General features: G+C 32.1%; 23 protein-coding genes. 9 read left to right on the top strand and 14 right to left on the bottom strand.

The window, feature by feature from the left end; translation table 11 throughout:
- The first annotated feature begins 221 nt into the window (after window positions 1-221).
- Both ABNT22_RS09625 and ABNT22_RS09630 read left to right on the top strand, forming a co-directional pair.
- Window positions 222-464 carry a hypothetical protein gene (locus ABNT22_RS09625; protein ID WP_348717184.1) on the top strand — a complete coding sequence of 81 codons (243 nt, stop codon included), beginning with the start codon at window positions 222-224 and terminating at the stop codon, window positions 462-464.
- Window positions 465-596: 132 nt separating this feature from the next.
- Window positions 597-1136: a hypothetical protein gene (locus ABNT22_RS09630; protein ID WP_348717182.1), complete on the top strand. Its 540-nt coding sequence runs from the start codon at window positions 597-599 to the stop codon at window positions 1134-1136.
- A 178-nt stretch (window positions 1137-1314) separates the two neighbouring features.
- On the opposite strand, the gene ABNT22_RS09635 is transcribed toward ABNT22_RS09630, so the two are convergent.
- The 11 genes from ABNT22_RS09635 to ABNT22_RS09685 all read right to left on the bottom strand — a co-directional run bounded on the left by ABNT22_RS09635 (window position 1315) and on the right by ABNT22_RS09685 (window position 12214).
- Window positions 1315-2802 (bottom strand): hypothetical protein, encoded by a 1488-nt coding sequence (locus ABNT22_RS09635; protein WP_348717180.1) that lies wholly within the window; start codon window positions 2800-2802, stop codon window positions 1315-1317.
- Window positions 2803-2838: 36 nt separating this feature from the next.
- The gene (locus ABNT22_RS09640; protein ID WP_348717178.1) at window positions 2839-3489 is read right to left on the bottom strand and encodes an SPOR domain-containing protein; all 651 of its coding nucleotides are present in this window, start codon (window positions 3487-3489) and stop codon (window positions 2839-2841) included.
- Window positions 3490-3550: 61 nt separating this feature from the next.
- Complete coding sequence (locus ABNT22_RS09645) at window positions 3551-5845, bottom strand: FdhF/YdeP family oxidoreductase (RefSeq protein ID WP_348717176.1); 2295 nt, start codon at window positions 5843-5845, stop codon at window positions 3551-3553.
- Complete coding sequence (gene fdhD / locus ABNT22_RS09650; RefSeq protein ID WP_348717174.1) at window positions 5835-6635, bottom strand: formate dehydrogenase accessory sulfurtransferase FdhD; 801 nt, start codon at window positions 6633-6635, stop codon at window positions 5835-5837. The genes ABNT22_RS09645 and fdhD overlap by 11 nt, the downstream gene beginning before the upstream one ends.
- Window positions 6636-6809: 174 nt before the next feature.
- Window positions 6810-7988 (bottom strand): THUMP-like domain-containing protein, encoded by a 1179-nt coding sequence (locus tag ABNT22_RS09655; protein ID WP_348717172.1) that lies wholly within the window; start codon window positions 7986-7988, stop codon window positions 6810-6812.
- A gap of 3 nt (window positions 7989-7991) precedes the next feature.
- The gene (locus ABNT22_RS09660) at window positions 7992-9278 is read right to left on the bottom strand and encodes a hypothetical protein (protein ID WP_348717170.1); all 1287 of its coding nucleotides are present in this window, start codon (window positions 9276-9278) and stop codon (window positions 7992-7994) included.
- The gene (locus ABNT22_RS09665) at window positions 9279-10181 is read right to left on the bottom strand and encodes a hypothetical protein (RefSeq protein ID WP_348717168.1); all 903 of its coding nucleotides are present in this window, start codon (window positions 10179-10181) and stop codon (window positions 9279-9281) included.
- A gap of 28 nt (window positions 10182-10209) precedes the next feature.
- A complete protein-coding gene (locus ABNT22_RS09670; RefSeq protein WP_348717164.1) occupies window positions 10210-10869 on the bottom strand; it encodes a pyridoxamine 5'-phosphate oxidase family protein in 660 nt (219 codons plus the stop codon).
- Window positions 10870-10885: 16 nt separating this feature from the next.
- A complete protein-coding gene (locus tag ABNT22_RS09675; protein WP_348717162.1) occupies window positions 10886-11401 on the bottom strand; it encodes a GNAT family N-acetyltransferase in 516 nt (171 codons plus the stop codon).
- A gap of 4 nt (window positions 11402-11405) precedes the next feature.
- Window positions 11406-11696: a DUF1272 domain-containing protein gene (locus tag ABNT22_RS09680; protein WP_348717160.1), complete on the bottom strand. Its 291-nt coding sequence runs from the start codon at window positions 11694-11696 to the stop codon at window positions 11406-11408.
- A complete protein-coding gene (locus tag ABNT22_RS09685) occupies window positions 11696-12214 on the bottom strand; it encodes a DinB family protein (protein WP_348717159.1) in 519 nt (172 codons plus the stop codon). The genes ABNT22_RS09680 and ABNT22_RS09685 overlap by 1 nt, the downstream gene beginning before the upstream one ends.
- Window positions 12215-12294: 80 nt before the next feature.
- Here ABNT22_RS09685 and ABNT22_RS09690 point away from each other — a divergent pair, with 80 nt between their 5' ends.
- Entirely contained in the window at window positions 12295-13773 is a 1479-nt protein-coding gene (locus tag ABNT22_RS09690) for a PLP-dependent aminotransferase family protein (RefSeq protein ID WP_348717157.1), read from the top strand.
- Here the strand turns inward: ABNT22_RS09690 and prmC are convergent.
- From prmC to ABNT22_RS09705, 3 genes are read right to left on the bottom strand one after another with little or no spacing between them, the layout of a single operon-like run.
- Entirely contained in the window at window positions 13760-14611 is an 852-nt protein-coding gene (gene prmC / locus ABNT22_RS09695; RefSeq protein WP_348717155.1) for a peptide chain release factor N(5)-glutamine methyltransferase, read from the bottom strand. The genes ABNT22_RS09690 and prmC overlap by 14 nt on opposite strands.
- An 11-nt stretch (window positions 14612-14622) precedes the next feature.
- Window positions 14623-15195, bottom strand: coding sequence for a Yip1 family protein (locus ABNT22_RS09700; RefSeq protein WP_348717153.1), 573 nt, complete (start codon window positions 15193-15195; stop codon window positions 14623-14625).
- 12 nt (window positions 15196-15207) lie between these two features.
- Entirely contained in the window at window positions 15208-15702 is a 495-nt protein-coding gene (locus ABNT22_RS09705; RefSeq protein WP_348717151.1) for a GNAT family N-acetyltransferase, read from the bottom strand.
- Between the two features lie 50 nt (window positions 15703-15752).
- On the opposite strand from ABNT22_RS09705, the gene ABNT22_RS09710 reads away from it, so the two are divergent.
- The 6 genes from ABNT22_RS09710 (at window position 15753) to ABNT22_RS09735 (ending at window position 20988) form a co-directional block, all read left to right on the top strand.
- On the top strand, window positions 15753-16214 hold the full coding sequence (locus ABNT22_RS09710; RefSeq protein ID WP_348717149.1) for an LEA type 2 family protein: 462 nt from the start codon (window positions 15753-15755) through the stop codon (window positions 16212-16214).
- 3 nt (window positions 16215-16217) lie between these two features.
- A complete protein-coding gene (ribD, locus tag ABNT22_RS09715) occupies window positions 16218-17252 on the top strand; it encodes a bifunctional diaminohydroxyphosphoribosylaminopyrimidine deaminase/5-amino-6-(5-phosphoribosylamino)uracil reductase RibD (protein ID WP_348717147.1) in 1035 nt (344 codons plus the stop codon).
- On the top strand, window positions 17245-17856 hold the full coding sequence (locus ABNT22_RS09720; RefSeq protein WP_348717145.1) for an HAD family phosphatase: 612 nt from the start codon (window positions 17245-17247) through the stop codon (window positions 17854-17856). Before ribD ends, ABNT22_RS09720 begins: the two co-directional genes overlap by 8 nt.
- Window positions 17857-17909: 53 nt before the next feature.
- The gene (locus ABNT22_RS09725) at window positions 17910-18716 is read left to right on the top strand and encodes an EamA/RhaT family transporter (protein WP_348717143.1); all 807 of its coding nucleotides are present in this window, start codon (window positions 17910-17912) and stop codon (window positions 18714-18716) included.
- Window positions 18716-19327: a YigZ family protein gene (locus ABNT22_RS09730; RefSeq protein WP_348717141.1), complete on the top strand. Its 612-nt coding sequence runs from the start codon at window positions 18716-18718 to the stop codon at window positions 19325-19327. The genes ABNT22_RS09725 and ABNT22_RS09730 overlap by 1 nt, the downstream gene beginning before the upstream one ends.
- Window positions 19328-19404: 77 nt before the next feature.
- Window positions 19405-20988 carry a sensor histidine kinase gene (locus ABNT22_RS09735; protein WP_348717139.1) on the top strand — a complete coding sequence of 528 codons (1584 nt, stop codon included), beginning with the start codon at window positions 19405-19407 and terminating at the stop codon, window positions 20986-20988.
- The last annotated feature ends 22 nt before the right edge of the window (window positions 20989-21010 follow it).

A 21010-nucleotide genomic window follows, 5' to 3' on the forward strand; every position in this document is an offset into this window, starting at 1 on the left:
TCATTTCCTTGAGTCTTTATATAACCCACACCACCTCGCACTCTCGAACAATTTTATTCAATGGTTACCTAAGAATGGGGACAGAATTAAATTAATAATAAATACAATTAAGAAGATGAATTTAAGTTCATCTTCTTGTTTTTGTAGAAAGCAGTATTTTAGAGAGCTGTTTAGCTTAATGATGTAATTATCGTGTTAAGTTCAGATAAAAAAAGTAACTAATGAAAGATTTATTTGGAGATTTCCTGAGAGGAATAATTTACTTGTTTAAAGAGTATCCAGTTATCACTTGTATTTTAGCTTTTATCATTTTTTTCTATTATACATTTAAAGTGTTACCAAAGCAATACAGGAATAGAGAAGGAGGTGTATATACTTACTATCAAAGGTTATCGCTTTATTCGTTTTTGTCAATATTCTTTCTAATGGTATTTATTATTCAATTTATAAGAATAATTGCATAAATTTAATCGGTTTTCTCTGCTTCTGCACGATTGTATCGTGTGGTTGAGTGCAGTAATGAGTTAATATTTTAACAAGCAAGAAGATGAGTGAAAGTCCATCTTTTTGTTATTTTAGAGTATTAAATAGTAGCTATGAAATCCAGATATCACAATAATCCTTGTATCAAGAAAGAGTATTACTCACTGTTCTTTATAATATTTAGTTTGTTTTTCTCTTGTTGTCAAAATGTAAAACTTAAAGAACAATATGCTTTTAAAAAAGAATTAAACAGGGTGGTAGAGAAGTATATAGAAAATACTCCATTAGATATGGATACCTATAATTTTTCTCATCCTTCATATCATTTGTATTTAAGAAAAATAAAAAAGGATACTATTTTAACTTTAATTCAATTTCCTCATTTGAATAGGTTTGATATTGACCCAGATTATCAGGAAGAAGGGGAAGCTACTTATTCGGAAATTGAACCTAATGGATGGTGTTTGTATAAAAACAAATATCCAATAATTGTTTTTGATAAAATGGATAGTAATAACAAATTGGTGAATAAAGAACAACTTCTTGAAAATATACCTGATAGTTTGATGATAGTTAAGCAAGGGAAATGCTATGTGAAAAATCCAAACAAGACCAATTATGCATTAGTAAATGGTATTTTTGTTAAGATTTGAGCAAATAAACTCCACTATTGCATGATTATATGATGTAGCTTAGTTATAGATAACTGCCAATTATATTAGATGAGAATAATGTTCGTTTTTAGAATAATGTTAGTTTTATAACACAAACTTGTAGTATTAAAAAAGAGGAACTCAATGAGCCCCTCTTTTAAATATATGTTATATGGTCTTACTTTTTAACGCTTAAGAATGAGAAATTATAATTCACACCAAAATTGATAAAAGCACTACTTAAACCATTTCCACGGGCCTTAACATAACCCACACCACCTCTAATATGTAATTTATCGGTAAGTCTATGCGTAATACCGGCACTTGGCTTTACAATGAGTCCTTCTCCAGTGCTAATTCCACCACCACCAGCAGCACCTCCTAATACCTGTAAAAATACTGAGGTTGTGTTGTTAAAAAAGTTACCAGACTGTGCCCCTAAACCAACAATTCCTTCAGCATAGGCTCCTGCATCTCCAAAATTGGCAAAAGAAGTTTGTCCTGCTCCATAGATGTATTTGTTTAAGAAAAAGTTGATTTGTAAAGAGATTTGATGCATATTTTGCTCAAATCCACCATCTCTAGCAGCGTTTAAATATACATCTTGCTTAACAATAGCTTCAAAGCCTTTAAACTTTCCTTTTGTAAAACGATTGTTTTTACTAAAAGTACCATCTTTATCAACGTAATATTTTAATCCTACACCAAAAGTGGATGATTTAAAATGTGAATCTGGACTCATCATAAACCCTTTGTTGACAGAAGCGTATACATTGTCAAACAATTTTTGTTCAATAGATAGATCTGGATAAATTAAGAAACCACCTTTAGTATCAACACCTCCACCACCTCCGGCACCTACACCGAATTTAGCAAGTATGTTTGTTCGATTCTTGTTCATAGATAAGTGATATCCTCCTCCTAAGAAAATATCCATATATCCAGCTCTAATACCGTGGTAAGCACCATCTGCTTTTACAAAAAAGAAAAACTGATCGTTTAAATAAGAATTCAATTCAAATCCAGCCAATCGAATAGTGCTTCCTTCATAAGATCCATTGGTAACAGATAAATTGTTTAAATGAACCATTAAAGACATTCGGTTACTATTACCTTTCCAGCGAGTTGCTTGTAAATTGTCAATAGCAAATGTCTTCTCTCTATTTTTAAAACTAGCTGTTTCAAATGATAACGGAATTTGAACTGCTACATTCAACTGGCTGCTATTAATATCTCCACCATCAAAGAAGTTGATATAACTATATCCTGCCGTTGCAGAGAAATGTTTAAAATCATATCCTACGTTAAAGTGGGGGAGTATAAAAGCACCTCCACCATCAGGAGCAGCTGCGCCACCACCACCACCGAAATGAATTCCAGTGTCAATAAAAAAATTGTCTGTTATTTTTTGTTGAATTCCTGCGTTGACTCCCAAAGTAAAAAAACCACCACGAATTCCACCTACAGCACCATAAAACCCAACACCTGCATAACTCCAATTGTTCAGTTTAACATTGTAGTGAAGTCCAGTAAAATCCATATTGGCTTCATCCATTGGCATTTTAATAGATAGGAAATCTATTTGACCAAAGCCTAACTGAGTTTTCTTTTCAGGAATTTCTTGTTGTCCATACAAAAAATGAACACTCATAATACCAATAATCATGAGTGCTCTTTTCAAATTTGAATATATCATAAAATCTTAGTGATGTATTTTTTGTCTTGTTCCGTTTACATAAGAAGCCACAAAAGCATCTTTAAAACCAATATTTCTTAGCTCACTACGTAATTTTTTTGCTTCTTCTACAGTAGAAAATAACCCTAAGGAATACTTAAAGTAGCTACCATTGGCAGCAGCAATTCCAGGAGTAAATGCTGAAGAAAGCAACGGATATCTTTTTTCAGAGAAAACACCAACTTGAACAGAGTATACAGTTTCTCCTTGTGTAGCATTGTCTACATCTCCTTCAAAAGTAGCAGTATCCATAGCGTCTTCAGAAGTATTTGAAGCAACATCATCTGTAGAATTGTCGTTTCCTTTATTATTACGTTTAGCCCTTGCTTGTGCTCTTTGAATACTATCAATTACACGAGTTGATTCTTTCTTTTTGATAGCAGCGATTTCTGAATCAGAAACAGTACCACCACCGTTCGTATAAAAATAATAAGCTAAAGCAGCAGATAAACCGAATAGAATACCAAATAGAATAGGAGTAATCTTAGATTTTTTCTTAAATGAATGAAAATCTTCCTGAACTTTAGTTAGCTCATTTTCTGCTTCTTCTCTTTTCAGTTTAGCATTGTCGAAGTCTTCTTGCATTAGTTTAAACTTCTCTTCTTCTATAAAAGGCATACCGTTGTGTTTTGATTAAGTAATAGGTTTACTGGTGACTAAAATACAATTTTTTTTAATTTTAACTTTTTTTAACAGAAATAATTACCGTTTTAGAAGCCGGTGTGTGGCTTATTCTTGCTTTACTTTTAATAGGAACAAGCACGTTTGCCTCAGGAAAATAGGTTGCTGTACATTGCTTCGGAATGCTATAAGGAATGGCTAAAAAGCCATTAGCAAAGCGTTTTTCGCCTTCAAAATAGCTCGTTAAATCTACTTTGTCTAATTTATTGATATCTAATGACTTCATGTCGTCAGGATTCATAAAAATAACTCTTCGCTCGTTTAAAATACCTCTATAACGATCATCTAATCCATAAATCGTAGTGTTATATTGATCATGTGTACGAATCGTCATCATCATAAATTGATCTTTTTCTAAAGAAACATCTGATGGTTGATTCACAGTAAAGTTCGCTTTACCAGTATGGGTAAGAGAAAAGTCGTTCGACCTCGCATTGTTAGGTAAATAGAAGCCTCCTTTTTCACGAACACGTTGGTTGTATTGGTCAAAACCAGCAATAGTTGCTTCAATTTTATCTCTAATAAGATCATAATTGGTTACTAAATTAGACCATTCAACTTTTGAGTCTTTAAGAGTAGCTTCTGCCATACCTGCAACAATTGCAGGTTCACTTAATAAGGCATCTGAAAGTGGATTTAAATGTCCGCTAGATTTATGTACTACACCCATTGAGTTTTCTACAGATACAAATTGCTCTCCGGTTTCTTGCATATCTTTTTCTGAACGACCTAAGCAAGGTAATATCAAGGCTTGTTTACCATGAATTAAATGACTACGATTTAACTTGGTAGAAATCTGTACCGTTAAATCACAATTTTGCAAAGCTTCCGCAGTATATTCAGTATCGGGTGTTGCAGAAATAAAATTACCTCCCATTCCAATAAACACTTTAGCCTGTTTCGTTTTCATTGCTTCAATGGCAGCTACGACATCATATCCGTGTTTACGAGGTGCTTCAAAAGAGAATTCTTTCTCTAGGTTTTTAAGGAAACCTTCTTTAGGTTTTTCCCAAATACCCATAGTTCTATCTCCTTGAACATTAGAGTGCCCTCTTACTGGACAAGTACCGGCACCTTTTTTACCAATACTTCCTTTTAGCAGTAATAAATTTACCACTTCACGAATATTATCTACGGCATTTTTATGTTGAGTAAGTCCCATTGCCCAACAAATAATAACATTTTTGCTAGTCGCAATAAGCTCTGTAGCTTCTGTTATTTCTGAAAGGCTTAAACCGGTTTGAGGTAACAAGTCTTCAATAGTATAATTATTAATATCTTCTATTAACGCATCAAATCCTTGGGTTTTCTCTTTGATGAATTCCAAATCGAATATAGTACCAGGATTTTGTGTTTCTTTTTCAAGTAAAAGCTTCATGATGATTTTTAACAAGGCTACATCACCATTAATTTTAACTTGTAAGAAAATATCGGTTAGTTTTTGACCAGGTCCAATCCATTTTAATGGATTTTGTGGGTCATTATAGCGTAAAAGTCCAACTTCTGGTAATGGGTTTACCGTAATGATATTTCCACCGTGCTTTTTAGTATCTCCTAAAGCGGTAAGCATACGGGGGTGATTGGTTCCTGGGTTCTGTCCCATCACAATTACCAAATCAGCATGGTTAAAATCATCTAGAGTAACCGAACCTTTTCCAATACCTAATGTTTCAGATAAACCAGCACCGCTAGATTCATGACACATATTTGAACAATCGGGTAGGTTGTTAGTACCAAACTGACGCACAAATAACTGGTATAAATAAGCTGCTTCGTTACTAGTTCTTCCTGAGGTATAAAAAATAGCTTCGTCTGGAGAAGCTAGTGCGTTCAATTCTTTTCCTATAAGGTTAAAAGCATCTTGCCACGAAATTTCTTCATAGTGTGTTGCTCCTTCTTTTAAGATCATCGGATGCGTAATACGTCCACTTTTTCCTATTTCGTAATCAGACCATTCTGACATTTCTTGTACAGAGTGGGTAGTGAAAAACATAGGAGAAACTCTATTTTTTGTAGCTTCTTCAGCAATAGCTTTAGCACCATTTTCGCAATATTCTGCTAAAAAAGCACGTTTTTCATCTGGATCTGGCCATGCACAACCTGGACAATCAAAACCCTCTTTTTGATTGATTTTAGCTAATAATCCTATTCCTTTTCCAATTCCGACTTCATCAGAAACATGGCTTAAAGCAGATTTAATAGCTTTCACTCCCACAGCAGATTTAGGAATTTCGGTTAATTTAATTCCTGTTAATTTTTCAGGAGGTTGGGCATGTATTTTTTTATCGCTCATAAGATATATATTGAGGATTAGCGTATATGGTCATTTTATTATTTCTACTGAATCCGATTAAACAAATACCGAATTCTTTGGCAAAATCAACCGCCAAGGTTGAACAAGCGGATACTGCTACAATAATAGGAATTTTAGCGAGAAATGCTTTGCTAACTATTTCATAAGATACTCTTCCGCTTACTAAAAGTACGTTAGCCTCTGCAAGAATTTCATTTTTTAATAAACTTCCAATGCATTTATCTACGGCGTTATGTCTTCCAATATCTTCTCTTATAGTAAGTAGTTCTTGCTTTTTATTAAAAATAGCAGCAGCATGACTTCCCCCTGTAACTTTAAACGTTTCTTGATGATTGCTTAATAACTGAAACATCTGTTGAATCTGAGTTTGTGTAACTTTTTTCGAATTACTCAAGGCTTTTCCAGATACATGAAGATCATCTAATTCCTTTTTTCCGCAAATACCACAGGAAGAAACTGATAGTAGTGTTCTTTTGTTGAGATATCCTTTTCCTAATTTTTCTTTAGAAATAGTAACATTGATAATACTGGAAAAATCTTTCTTTTCTTCTTCAATATCAAAGTTTAAAGCTGTTTTTTCTTTATAAATATCTTCAGCATATAACAAACCTCTTATCAAATCAATATCATTCCCCGGAGTACGCATTACAACCGTATAGGATTGTGAATTAATATTAATTTGCAAAGGAGCTTCAATAACCAAATGATCTGATATTTTATCACTTAGATTATCTTTTACCTTAATGCTATCGTATTGGTTTGTTTGCATGAATGTTCTATATGTACAAACTTACAAAAAATAAGGAGGAGTATAACTTAAAAAGCCTTGGAATACCAAGGCTTTTTGTGTACGTTTTATTTTTCCCTTAAATAAATAAAACACAACAGATATAGGGACTTCTCAGTCATTGTTATAACGTGTGTTTTATTGAATTATTGCCAATTAAAAGCACTTTTCACATATAATTATGATATGTTTATTTTCTAAATTGGTGGTGAAAAAGAGATACAAATTACCACCTTCTTTTAATTTGGTTTTCTTTCTAATTTCTGCAACAGATATTGGAAAGTTTCTCGTGGTAATATTTGCTTTTAAATTTGGAATCTCTTTTTTTAATTGCTTTTTATCGAAAGGGATTACTTTTTTAATGCTAAAGCTTCTTCCAGGAAAATCTATATATTCATTAGAAGTGTATAAATGTGAATGCTGGTGAAGCTTAGCTATTTGGAGTTGTTGGGCTACTTGATTAAATCCACCTGATTTTAAAATAGCGGTATTCGGCTCGTATAAATACTGTAAGGGTAGGGAATAGGAGGCAGTTGCTTCTTCTTGAAAATCAAAATCAAATATTTGATCTTTTTCCTTTTGAAGGTTGATCGTTTTAATGTGTATCACTCCTTCATATCCCTTTTCTAATAAAAATAATAGCTCTTTTACTTCATTTTTAACTCCTACAATATGGATTTCTTTAACAAAACGAAGTTCGTCTATAGTGCCTTTTATGTCTAAAACAGGGGAGTTCTTGATAAGTATGGTATTTGATTTACTAAATAAAAAATCAATATTTTCTGGAACATTAGGTAAGCAATCTTTTAATAAAAAAACTTTCCCTTTTACATCATCTCTTCTAGAAGGATCAATATAAATACAATCGTATTGCTGTGAAGTTTCTTCTAAATATTCCAACCCATTTTTAGCAACTGTTGTAATATGATTAGCTTTTAGTTGCTCATAGTTATAAGTAACAATGGTAGAAAGTTCTTTATTAATTTCACAATGTGTTACTTCTTTAAACTGTTTAGAAAAATAGTAAGCATCAATACCGAAACCTCCAGTAATATCTATGATAGAATTCCCTGATACCAATTTTGCTTTATATGCTGCCGTCAATTCTGAAGAGGTTTGCTCTATACTTAATTTAGGAGGATAGTATATAGGTGCTGCTTCAAACCATGTAGGAAGCTTTTTCTCAGACTTTTGCTTGGCTATAATTTGGTTAGCCAATTCTTGAATAGAAATGTTCGTAAAAGGACTTCCTTTAAGGATGAGCTTATTTATATCTGATTTTAGGTTAGAATTGATGAACTCTTGTACCTCTCTATGTAGTATTTCTTTATTCAACGCTTAATTATATCCTTTTACAATTCCCATACTTAAGTTACCTCCATTTTCAAATACATGATTAGTAGGTAATAAAGTTCCACTTTCTGTGGTAATCCAATCTTGCCAAGTTGCTGGTACTCCTTCCATTTTCATACTTGGCACGTACATTTTATAACTTTTTGGAATATTGTTTTCATCTAATATCCATAAATAAGAATCACCTGGAGTGGTTCCTCCAACGGTATACTTCACCAATAATGCTTCTTTATTATCCACCATTTTAATAGATCGAAGAATACCTGGTTCAAATAGTTTATGCGGAGCAACTAGCCAAAAAGAATCATTATTAAACAATCTTTCTGCTCTATTTACTAAACTCGTATCTGCTTTTTCTAATGGTTGTTCATGAACAAAAACGGTACTTTTATTTAAGTTGTTTGGATGTAAGTTCACACGAATAGAATCCCAAGAAACATCTACAATATGCTTGGTTTTATCCCATTTATAAGAACGTCTTCCTCCAAAGCTCCATTCTAAAAAACGCGTGTTTTTATACGCCTCATGATTGATGGCTTTTAAAATACGATTGGCAACGATATCTGCTTTTGTGTTCATTGCTTTTACATCCCCCATGTCTATTGATAATCCAAACAAGGAAAGCGTATGTTGTGTTGGTAGTTCAATTCCAGCCTCTGTTTTGGTCCATTGATCCCATGTAGCTTCTATTCCGCCAATAGGAATAATTTGTGTCCACATTTTGTAAGAAACAGGTTTGAAATTATCATCTAGAATCCATAAATAAGAATCTCCAGGAGTTGTACCACCAGAAGTATAAGTGATTAATAAGGCGTCTTTACCATTGTGCTGTACAATTCTTCTTTCTGTACCTGGATCGAACACTTTAAAAGGTGCAACTAACCAAAAAGAATCATTGTTAAAGAAGTCTTGCGCTTTTTTAAATACGTTAGCGTCTGGATTTTTTACAAGTTGTTTGTCTGTAGTATACAGTTTATTGTTATCAGGTTGATTTAAGAATAAATGTACTTCTTTATCATCCCACTTTACAATAACCATATTTTCGCTTTTTACCCATTTATAATGGTGGGCTCCTCTAAAGGACCATTCTAAAACTTCGGTATTTTTATAGTTTTCAAAGTTTAATGCAGTAAGCATTTTAGTAGCAAGTGCATCTGCTTCAGCTCCCTGTTTTCCTTCAGGTAATTTTTCATTGTTGATAAAATAAACCGCTCCAATTACTATAATTATCAATAGCAATAAGATTCCTAAAAATTTAAATAGTTTTTTCATTTATATCTGAGTCAATTCTTTAATTCCGATAGCCAATTCATCTGCTGCTTTAGGGTAATTTCTAAACCACAATTCAGGTTCTACCAATTCTAGCTCTGCAAGCGCCAATTGGTTATTGTTGTCTATAAAAGCATCTACACGAGCGTAAATAGGGGACTCAAAGCATGCTTGTACTACTTTTTCGGCAAAGGTTATTTCTTGTTGAGTAGGAGTGTACTCATGAACAGAACCACCAAAATCGTCTTGTACTCTAAAATCACCAGATTTTGCTTTTTTCAATACCGCATGAGTAAATTTACCATTCATAACCATATAAGATACTTCTCCTTTTTCAACAATGTTGTATTGAAAGGGTTGCATAATCATGGCTTCTTGAGAAATTAACTCAGAAAATATAGCTTCATGTGCTGCTATATTTTCTGAATTGATTTTATAGGTATGTCTAGAACCTGCTGAGATGCATGGTTTGACTACAAATTCTTGTAAATTGTATTGAGTAGAAAGTTCTTCAAGGGTTTTTGAGGCTCCTTTTTCAATAAAATAAGATTCACATATATGTACTCCATTTTTTTGTAAATCGAGTAAGTAGTGTTTGTCAAGGTTCCATCGAATAATGGCTTCAGAGTTTAATAAAATGGCTTGTTGACTTACTTTTTCTAACCATTTAGAAAATTCTGAAAAGCGTTCGGAATAATCCCATGTAGTTCTAAATAATATGAATTTTGTACTGCTCCAATCGAAACTAGTATCGTCCCAAGACAAGCGAATAACTTTTAAACCTTGTTTTTCTAATGATTGAAGTACATAATTGTCTTCGTCTATTACATTCTGAATATAGTTATCACCCTCTTTTATAGTTAAATAACTTTTGCTAGTGAGTATAACAACATCGTATTTTTTCATAGCCCCAATTTACTACAAAAATTATTGATTATTGATTTGCTTGATAGTAATTCATTACATGTGTTGGAATAGCAATATTTTCAGGAAGTTTATCGTCAGAAATAGGGTGCTGTGCTACTTGTTTAAGAGGAACTAAACCTGCCCAAATAGGTAAGCTTTCATCTTCAGGCTCATCATTTACCCCAACATCTCTTACTTTGGCAGAAGCCGATTCAATAGTCATTTCTACTACTAAGGTTCTGTCCAATTCATGTGGATGCATAGGTCTAATTTCATTCCATCTTCCTTGCATCATATGTTCCATAAAGCATTCTAAAGCATCTGATTTTCCCTGGTCATTTTCTATTTTCTTTACAGTTCCAAATACGGTAGCAGAGCGGTAGTTAACAGAGTGATGTAACCCTGAACGAGCTAGAACTAGAGCATCTAAATGCATCACGGTCATACTCATTTCACCTGCTTCTAAAAGTGCTAAAAGCATTCTGTTTGCTTGTGAACTGTGTAAGTATATTTTGTTGTCTTTTCTTCCATAGGCCATAGGCAAAGAAATAGCTTTTCCTTCATAGGTATAGCTAACAAAGCCAATAAATCCAGCATCTAAGATAGTATTGATTCTTTCAATATCATAGGTAGCTCTATTTTGACCTCTTTTAATTCTGTTTAATTTTGATTTTGAGTATTCTTGCATTGTTTTTTTATTAAGGTTAGAGTTCCTTTGCGTAAATAAAGTTTTCGAAAGCTTTTCCGTTGACCCAAAAAGTATAATCACCTACTTTTTTGAAATCGAGTTTCTCATAAAACCTCATGGCTTTTTGATTTTTGATATATGTTGTAAGCCATAGCTGGTTAAACTCTAGTTCTTTGGCTTTGTTAAAGACTGTTTCATATAATTGAAATCCTACTTTTTTTCCTAAAAACTCTTCCAAAACATAGATTCTTTCTAGTCTACATACATTTTGATCGGTAATATGTTCATTAACTTGATTTAAAATCAATTTAGCATAACCAACAGGGAAGTTATTTACATAGGCAATCCAATAAATGTTTTCTTCACTTGCTATTTCCTTATGTGTCTTTTTTATGGAAAAGGCTTCATTGTTATAGTTAAATAAATCTTCGGCATTGTTTATATAATGCCCATGAGATTCTGAATAGGTAATTCTACCTAAGAGCGCAAGTGTTTCTGTATGGCTTGTAGAAGCTTGTTTTATGGTTATCATGTTGTTATCTCGTTTCTGGGGGAATATTTTTAAACCTATTAATTAATTCTCTTTTCTCTTCTAAATTTTTAGGATCATAGACCCTTTTCGTAGAAGCAGGGTATTTTTGAACATATTGCTGGGGTCTTATAGGCCTTGGAACAAAATTACCTGTACAACTCGGACATATATTTTCAAATACTTCTAAAGCACAGGTTTTGCAATAAGTACATTCAAAAGAGCATATCATTGCTTCGGTTGAAGTATTGGGTAAATCGATACCACAGTGTTCACAATTTGGTCTTAGCGCTAGCATTATAAATAGCGTTCGTTAATAATATTGATATGCCACATACTATGACCTAATAATATATATGCACAAGCTCTTGCTGATACTGCTGCATTACTTGCGGTTCCCATATTTATCAGATGTTCTTCTGGAATGCTGGCAATGAGGTTTAAAGAGTATTGGCGTGTTAATTTAAACTCCGTTAACAGCGCTTCTAATGATTTATTGTTAGCTTCTGAAGGCTCTATATAATCGTTTTGTTCAAACCCCATTAATGGAGACTGATCGTTTCTAGCAATTCTAAAGAAACGGTACATGAAAATACGTTCTGTATCTATAATATGCTGCAAAATTTCTTTGATTGTCCATTTTCCTTCTTGATATCGATGTAATAATTTGTTTTCTGGAACATTCGAAAAGAAGTCAATAACATATTTTTCATCTTTTTCAAATCCAGCAACTAGTTCGGTGTCGGCAGCTACTAGATTGATATAATTTCCATAGTACTCGTTGTATTCGCTTGCTTGTAGGTCTTTTTTGGTCATTTTTAGAAGTTTTATGTTTCAAATGTAGTATTTTTATGGACTATTCTATTCGTCCAGAATTAAAATAATAAATAGTCCAGATGTTTCCGTATAAAACTTCCATATCGTTAGATAAAAAGCTAAAAGAACCTTTGTATTTGCAGCTATCAAATCAGTTTATCAACTTAATACGAGATGGTAGATTGGCTACAGGAACCAAACTTATTGGTACACGACAATTAGCAGAAGTTCTAGAAATTCATAGAAAAACGGTAGTTGCAAGCTATGAAGAGCTTGCTCTACAGGGATGGGTAGAGAGTGTTCCTAAAAAAGGGACTTTTGTAAATACTGATCTGCCTGTAATTCAACGGCAAGACTTTGTAGATACTGCTTATGAATCTTCTCAGGTTACTTCTGGGTTTTCTTTTTATGCGAGTTCTGTTTTAGAACATAAATTAACTCAAAAGAAAGAGGGAGTTATGTACTTGAATGATGGAACTTCAGATGGTAGGTTAACTCCATTAGATGAAATTGCAAGGACATACAGAAGAATAACTTCTCGAAAAAGTACGTATCATCATTTAGATTATGGCTCTACCTATGGAAATGATACTTTGAGAGCAGTTTTAGCAAATTATCTTAATCAATCAAGAGGTTTAAAAACAGCCAAGGAAAATATATTAATTACGCGAGGAAGTCAGATGGGGATGTGGCTTTCTTCTCAATTGTTATTAAAACTAAAGGATGTTATTGTCGTAGGAGAAACTAATTATGCTTCTGCTGATTTAACCTTCATGAATACTGGAGCTATACTTAAAAGAGTTCGCGTAGATCAATGCGGACTGATAACGGATGATCTAGAACGTATATGTCAAAAAGAAACCATTAGAGCTGTTTATGTAACTTCTCATCATCATCATCCTACAACGGTTACCTTATCAGCTCAAAGACGAATTCATTTATTACAATTGTCAAGAACCTATAATTTCGCCATTATTGAAGACGATTATGATTACGATTTTAATTACAATCATGCACCTATATTGCCTTTAGCGAGCCATGATAGTGGAGGAAATGTTATTTATGTAGGATCTGTTTGTAAAACGGTGGCTCCTGTTTTTAGAATAGGATATTTAATTGCTTCTAAAGATTTTGTTGATGAAGCGGCAAAGCTAAGAGGTTATGTAGATAGGCAAGGAGATGCCTTGCTAGAATTGACTTTTGCCGATTTTGTTAAGTCTGGTGATTTAGATAGGCATATTAGAAAAGTAATGAAAGTATATCAACAGCGTCGTGATTTATTTTGTAAGCTGTTGAAAGATGAATTGGGTGATTACTTTAGTTTTGAGATTCCTAAAGGAGGAATGGCCATTTGGGTTACCTTAAATAACAAATACTCTTGGAAGAAAGTACAAGAGGTAGGAAAGGAGTATCAAATAGCTATTGGAGATTATATGCGTTATGATATGGCAGAAACACATCACAATGCCATGCGAATTGGCTTTGCAAGTTATAATGAAGAAGAAATTTATGAATTGATAAAAAGGTTAAAGCAAACTATGCTATCTATAACAAACTAGCTTTAATCATACGATCATTTCCAAAGATATCTTTGCGTAGCTCAATATTTGTAAACCCTTTGTTTTCTAACATTGCCACTGTTTCTTTTCCTAAATATTGATTAATTTCAAAGAATAACAATCCATCTTTTGTTAAATGCTTTTTTGCTAAATCTGCTATCTTTTTATAAAAAATTAAGGGATTATGATTGTCCACAAACAAAGCTAAATGAGGTTCATTCTCTAGAACATTGTTTTTAATTTCCTCTTTTTCTAAGTTTCTTACATAGGGCGGATTCGAAACAATGATGTCATATGTTTTAGGCAAAGAATTTGTTGTTAAAATATCATCGTGTAATAAGTCAATTACTACCTGATTCAGCAATGCGTTTTCTTTGGCAGTTTTTAAAGCTTCTTCTGAAACATCAATAGCGCTAACCTTGGCATTTGTTAAGTTTTTGCTGATACTAATTGGAATACACCCAGTACCTGTACCTATATCTAAAATTTTCAATCTACCATCTTGAGTAGTTTCGTTTAAAATCCAATCGACTAATTCTTCGGTTTCTGGTCTTGGAATTAAGGTGTTTCTATTAACCTTAAAAGGAAATCCGTAAAACTCTGTTTTTCCAATGATATATTGAATAGGTTCTTCTTTCTGAAGTCTACTTAAAGCCTCGTTTAAAATTATTTCTTTTTCAGAGGGGATTTCGAAATTTGGTTGCATGACCAAATCGATTCTTTGCAATCCTAAATATTCTTCAATTAAAAACAAGAAGAAGGTATCTATTTCTGTTTGTGGAAAAACAACAGATAATTGTTCTGTAAAGTAGGTTTTGTACGATTTAAGTGTGCTCAATTGATAATATCTTAAAAATATAATTCATGCAAATATATGGACATTGTAACTACTCCTAATAAAGGAATTAATATTGGCAGAATGGTAATAAATGCTTTTTTAAGGTTTAAATCATAAATCTTTTTAATTCCTATTAATAATGCTCTAATTGATAATAACCAACTTAGAATAAAAATAGAAGCTTTAAAAAGATTTGTATTGAATTCAAAATTGTATAAATAGGGGTTATTTAAAAAATCCAAAAATAATCCACAGCAAAATATAGGAAAATACGTGTACATTAATAAAGCAAACGTTTCCTTATAATTTGCGTTTCCCTTAAAGAATTGCCCTATTTTATAAATTATAAAACTTAACACCATAAATGTTAGTAGATATAAACAAATCTCCCAAATTTTTCCGAGTGCTCTTGGAAACATTAAATGATCTTGATTATTAAAAATTTCTAGTGGCCTCAAGGCATGTACTATTCCATAGAGAAAAGCCAAAAACATTCCTTCTTTATATAGATCATCTCTAAATCTATTCTGAAAATTTAAAGCGCCTTTTTTAGGGCTAAATATTAGTAATAAAAGTGTTTTCATAGCGATTTCTGCTTATTGTAGCTCTTTCAACATCCATACATTACAAGAATAATGTCCGGTATTTCCCATAGGTTTGTCAAGGTTTACAAAGCCGTTTTTCTTATATAAAGCTCTTGCTGCTTCCATATAAGGCATGGTTTCTAAATAGCATTGATCAAATCCATCTTTCTTTGCTTTTTCTAAACAAAAATCAATTAATTTACTTCCCAAGCCCTTTCCTCTAATGGTAGGAGAGAAGTACATTTTTTGAAATTCGCATACGTTCCCTTCGTAATTATCCAATTGAGAATATCCAGCTCCTCCTACAATTGTACCTTGATGTTCAATAACAAAGTAACCAGCTTTTTCTTTTTGATAGGTTTCAAACATTTCATCAGTTGCTTTGTCTTCATAGGCAGTTCCTACTTTAGGGACTCCCAATTCAACTAAAACTTCACGAATAAGCTTGGCAAGCTGTAAATTATCTTTTTGTTCTATTTCTCTGATTATAAAGTCGGATGTTGTCATAGGAATGTGCTACTTTTGCAGGAGCAAATTACCAAAAAACGAGAATTTAAATGAAGAAGTTATTGTATTTTTTTACGGCAGTGTTTTTATGGAATTGTTCTGTAAAACAAAAGCCTGTTTTTATAAAGGTAGATGATGTAAAGTTATTGTCTATCGTTTCTGATACTATTAAGCTATCGGCCAATGCTTTTTTCGAAAATCCAAATGACATTGGAGGTAAAATTTCAACAGATTTTATAAAAGTAATTGTAAATGGTGCAGAATTAGCGAGAGTTTCTTCGGAAGAATTTAAAGTGCCAGCCAGAAAAGAATTTGCAATTCCGTTGCAAGTAGTGATTCCAACTAAGGAAGTATTTCAGAATAATAAAAATGGGATCTTAGGTGGTTTGCTAAATTCCTTGATAAATCAAAGTATAAAAGTTCAGTTTAAAGGAGATTTGCGCTACAAAGTACTCGGATTTTCGCATGTATATCCTGTAGACAAAACAGAAGATATTAAAATTAAATTCTAGTTTTTGAAGCACGAAAAATACATACAACGTTGTTTAGAGCTTGCTAAGAAAGGAATTGGAACTACAAGACCAAATCCTTCTGTTGGTGCAGTGATTGTTCATAATGATGTCATTATAGGTGAAGGATATACAAATCCATATGGAGGACCACATGCAGAAGTAAATGCCATAAGTTCTGTAAAAAACGAATCCTTACTTAAGGAAGCAACTATATACGTAACTCTTGAACCTTGTTCTCATTTTGGAAAAACACCTCCTTGTGCAGATTTAATTGTTGAAAAACAACTCAAAAGAGTAGTGATTGGTTGTGTAGATACCAATAGTTTAGTAGCAGGAAAAGGGATCGAGCGATTAAAGAAGGCTGGATGTGAGGTAATTGTTGGGGTTTTGGAAGAAAAATGTTTTGAGCATCATAAGCGTTTTTTTACTGTTCAAAATAAAAAGCGTCCATATATTATACTAAAATGGGCAGAAACTAAAGATGGTTATGTAGCTCCTTTAGAAAAAGAAGCACAAAAACCGGTGTGGATATCTAATGAATATTCTCAACAATTAGTACATAAATGGAGAGCAGAAGAGCATGCGATTTTAGTAGGAACAAATACGGTTATAGCAGATAATCCGTCTTTAACTGTAAGAAGTTGGTCCGGTCTTAATCCTATACGAGTAGTAATTGATAAAAGTTTAAGAATACCAAATACGGCTACTGTTTTAGATGGTAAAGTGAAGACTATTGTTCTTACAGAAAAGAGTAAAGAGGATAGTGAAGGGATTTGTTATGAGCAAATTGATTTTGAAAAGGAGATAGTACAACAAATAATTGAAATGCTTCAAAAGCATAAAATTCAATCAGTTATTATTGAAGGAGGAGCACAAACACTACAAAGTTTTATCAATGCTAATTTGTGGGATGAAGCACGCGTGTTTGTAGGAAATAGTAAGTTTAAAAACGGAGTTAAAGCGCCATTATTAAATGTAGGAGCTACTTCCGAAGAAAAGATAGATAAGGATATTTTAAAAATATATAGGAATGATTAAGAATATCATTTTTGATTATGGTGATGTATTCATCAATTTAGACAAACAAGCAACTTATAAAGAACTTGCAAAATTAGGAGTGACAGAAGTTACAGATGAAATGATGCAACAGTATTATCAATATGAAATGGGATTAATCTCTACTGACGAGTTTGTTGGTTTCTTTCATGATAAATTTCAAATTTCGAAAGAGAATTTGATTGATGCTTGGAATGCAATTTTGTTAGACTTTCCTTTGAGAAGACTAGCTTTTATTAAAGAATTAGCAACAAGTAAGAAATACAGACTTTTCTTGTTAAGTAATACCAATGAATTGCATATTTCATGGATTCAAAATGATTGGGGAATGGAATTATATAATGAGTTTAAAAGTTGTTTCGAGCAATTTTATTTATCTCATGAAATAAAAATGCGTAAACCTAATGCAGATATATTTGAATTTGTTTTAAATGAAAATAACTTAGAAGCTTCTGAAACTATCTTTATTGACGATACAGCTGAAAATACGGCAGCAGCTAGTGAATTAGGTATTCATGTATGGAATAATGATCCAGAAAAGGAAGATGTAGTTAATTTATTAAGTAGAAAAGAGTTTGTAGGGTGATTTATTTAGTTTTAAGTATACTAGTTTCTAGTTTACTTTTTGTAATATTTAAATTGTTTGATGTATTTAAAATAAATACACTTCAAGCAATAGTGGTTAATTACGCCATTGCTTTATCCTTTGGTTTTTTCAATTCAGATATTTCACTTTCAATAAGCGAAGTACCAAATCAACCTTGGTTTTTTGGAGCATTTTGTTTAGGTATCCTGTTTATTTCTGTTTTTAATGTCATGGGGTTAACCGCTCAAAAGAACGGATTATCGGTAGCTTCTGTAGCAGGAAAAATGTCGGTGGTTATTCCAATTATTGTTGGAGTTATAGCCTATAATGAGGGTATTGGTATTGTTAAGTTGTTAGGGATTTTATTAGCACTTGTAGCCGTGTATTTATCATCTGCAAAGAGTGATACAAGTCCAGTAAAGTTTAAAAACTTATTATTACCATTGTTGTTATTTGTAGGTTCTGGTTGTATAGATGCAGGATTGAAATATGTAGAAACTACTTATGTGTCTGATGGTGCAGTGCCTATGTTTTTGGCAACTATTTTTGGTTGCGCATTTATTATAGGGTGTATGATTGTGTTAGTGCAAATTTTTAATAATAAGATTCAGTTTCATTGGAAAAATATAGTAGGAGGAATCGTTTTAGGAATTCCCAATTACTATTCAATGGAGCTTTTGATCAAAGCTTTACAAACTGAGGGAATGGAAAGCTCGACGCTTTTTACTATCAATAACGTTTCTATAGTTGTTTTAACTACGGTTTTTGCACTAGCTTTTTTTAAGGAAAGGTTAATCAAAAAGAATTGGGTAGGAATAGGATTGGCCATAATTAGTATTTTATTAGTAGCTTCGGCGTAATGAATGAGATTAAAGATACATACAAAACAATAACTAAACCTTCAGAAGAAACACTATTCAAAGATCGTAATAGTAAGTTTTTTGGATATGCTTTTCCTGTAAATTCTGAAGAAGATATAAAAGAACGATTAGAAGAATTACGAAAGTTACATCATACGGCAAGACATCATTGTTATGCATGGCAATTAGGTACGGAAGAAATTAGATTTAGAGCCAATGATGATGGAGAACCAAGTAATTCAGCTGGACAGCCAATCTATGGTCAAATACAAGCGTTTGATGTTACGAATGTTTTGATTGTTTCAGTTCGTTACTTTGGTGGAACGAAACTTGGAGTAGGAGGGCTGATAAATGCATATCGTAGTTCTGCGCAATTGGCTTTGGAAGCGTCTGATATTATTGAAAAAACAATTGACGTTCATTACAAGCTAAAGTTTGGTTATGATATGATGAACAAAGTACAGCGTATTATAAAAGAGCGAAGTATAACGATCTTAAATCAAAAATTAGAATTGGATTGTGAATACACAATTTCTGTTCGTAAAAAAGAAGCTGACCCAATTTTCGAGGTTTTTAACAATTTATATAAGGTTGAAATAAAATCTATTTAGTTACTTTGTACTCTTAACAAACTTACGTTTATTCCTATACTACTATTACCGAAGTTTATTACTAAAAATTTTTAGTGTTGAGGGTTTTAAAATACTACATCACAACGTTTATAATTTTACTCGTTGGAGCATTTTTGTTGTTTCTTTTATTAAATGATTATAACGAATTAGAAAAACAAAAGGTTAACAGACAGCTAAATAAAGCTCATACAAATGCTATTATACGAGCAAAAGCAGGAATTGAAGTTTACGCTTCTTTGGTATCTTCATTTAAAAGTTTTACGAAAAATACACGAGAGTTTCCTTCTGAAAAACAATTGCAAAATTATTTGAGTGATTTTCTTAAAGAAATACGATTTAATGATTCATTATTAATCAATTATATTGATACAGCACATGTTTTTAAATACGTAATCACACCTCAAGGGATAGATCCTTCTAACCTGAAAGGTATTTCTGTTAAAAATATTAGAGATGAAAAAAGAATCAAAGAGTTGAATGATTTAATGAATTCAAAAGAAATTAAATTGTTTACTCCAATAAATTTGAGAGAAGGTTGGGCTGGATTTCCATTCAATTTTTCAGCAAGAAATAATAAAAATGAAGTTTTAGGATATGTAACTCCTATTATAAATGTAAAATATTTACTGGATTATTTTTATGAAAATCATAATGAGGATTTATATGTACATAAGTTTTTAGTCAATGGAGCAAATGATTTAACCAGAGAGGCTTATTATAACGGATCTCCAATTTACAATAAAATAAAGGATAAAGAATATTATAAGAATTTTGAAGTTGAAGATAAGGCTTTCATATATTCAACAATTGATCTTTTCGGACTGAAACTAAAAATAGGTAGTGCTTATAAAGTACAACCAGTTGTAAATCATACTCTTTATCAAATATCTTATTTATGGTATGGTATTCTATGTATATTGATTTTCTTAGCATTGTATCAATATTTAAAAAATGAATCATTGAATAAAAAGCTTCAAGAAGTAAATGTTATAGTGGTATCTAAGAATGATGAGCTAGAACAAAACCTGTTTAAAATTAAGTCTCTTATCAAAGAGATACATCATCGAATTAGAAATAATATGCAAATGATTTCTGGAGTTTTGGCAATGCAAAAAAGAGAGTATGATGATGAAAATATTATCAATGCTTTATCAGATAGTCAAAGTAGAATACAATCTATGTCACTAGTTCATGAGAAATTATATGGTAATGAATCGTTAAAGGATGTTAGAATAAAAGAATATATCAGTCAATTAATTGAGTTTGTAGAAGAGACGATTAGAGAAAAAGAATTGATTGTAGAGAAATTAGTTGATATTCCCAATGATTTAATTTTTGATGCGGAAACTACCTTTAATCTAGGGTTAATAATAAATGAGTTAATCACTAATTCATACAAATATGCCTTTAGTAGAACCGAAGTAAATAAACTCTCTTTAAATATTGTGAAAGAAGAAGAAGTATTTAAGTTGATTTATAAAGATAGTGGAGAAGGGTTACCAGAAGGTTTTAACTTAAAAGCATCTAAATCTTTAGGATTGCAATTAATTTATATTTTAACAGATCAATTAAAAGGAGTTTTAGAGTATGAAAAATCACCTCAAAGTACCTTCGTTATCCATTTTACTCCGAAAGTGTAAATAAGTTAACTTCTTGTTACCT

It is taken from the genome of Tenacibaculum sp. 190130A14a (assembly GCF_964048965.1).
GTDB lineage: Bacteria > Bacteroidota > Bacteroidia > Flavobacteriales > Flavobacteriaceae > Polaribacter > Polaribacter polynesiense.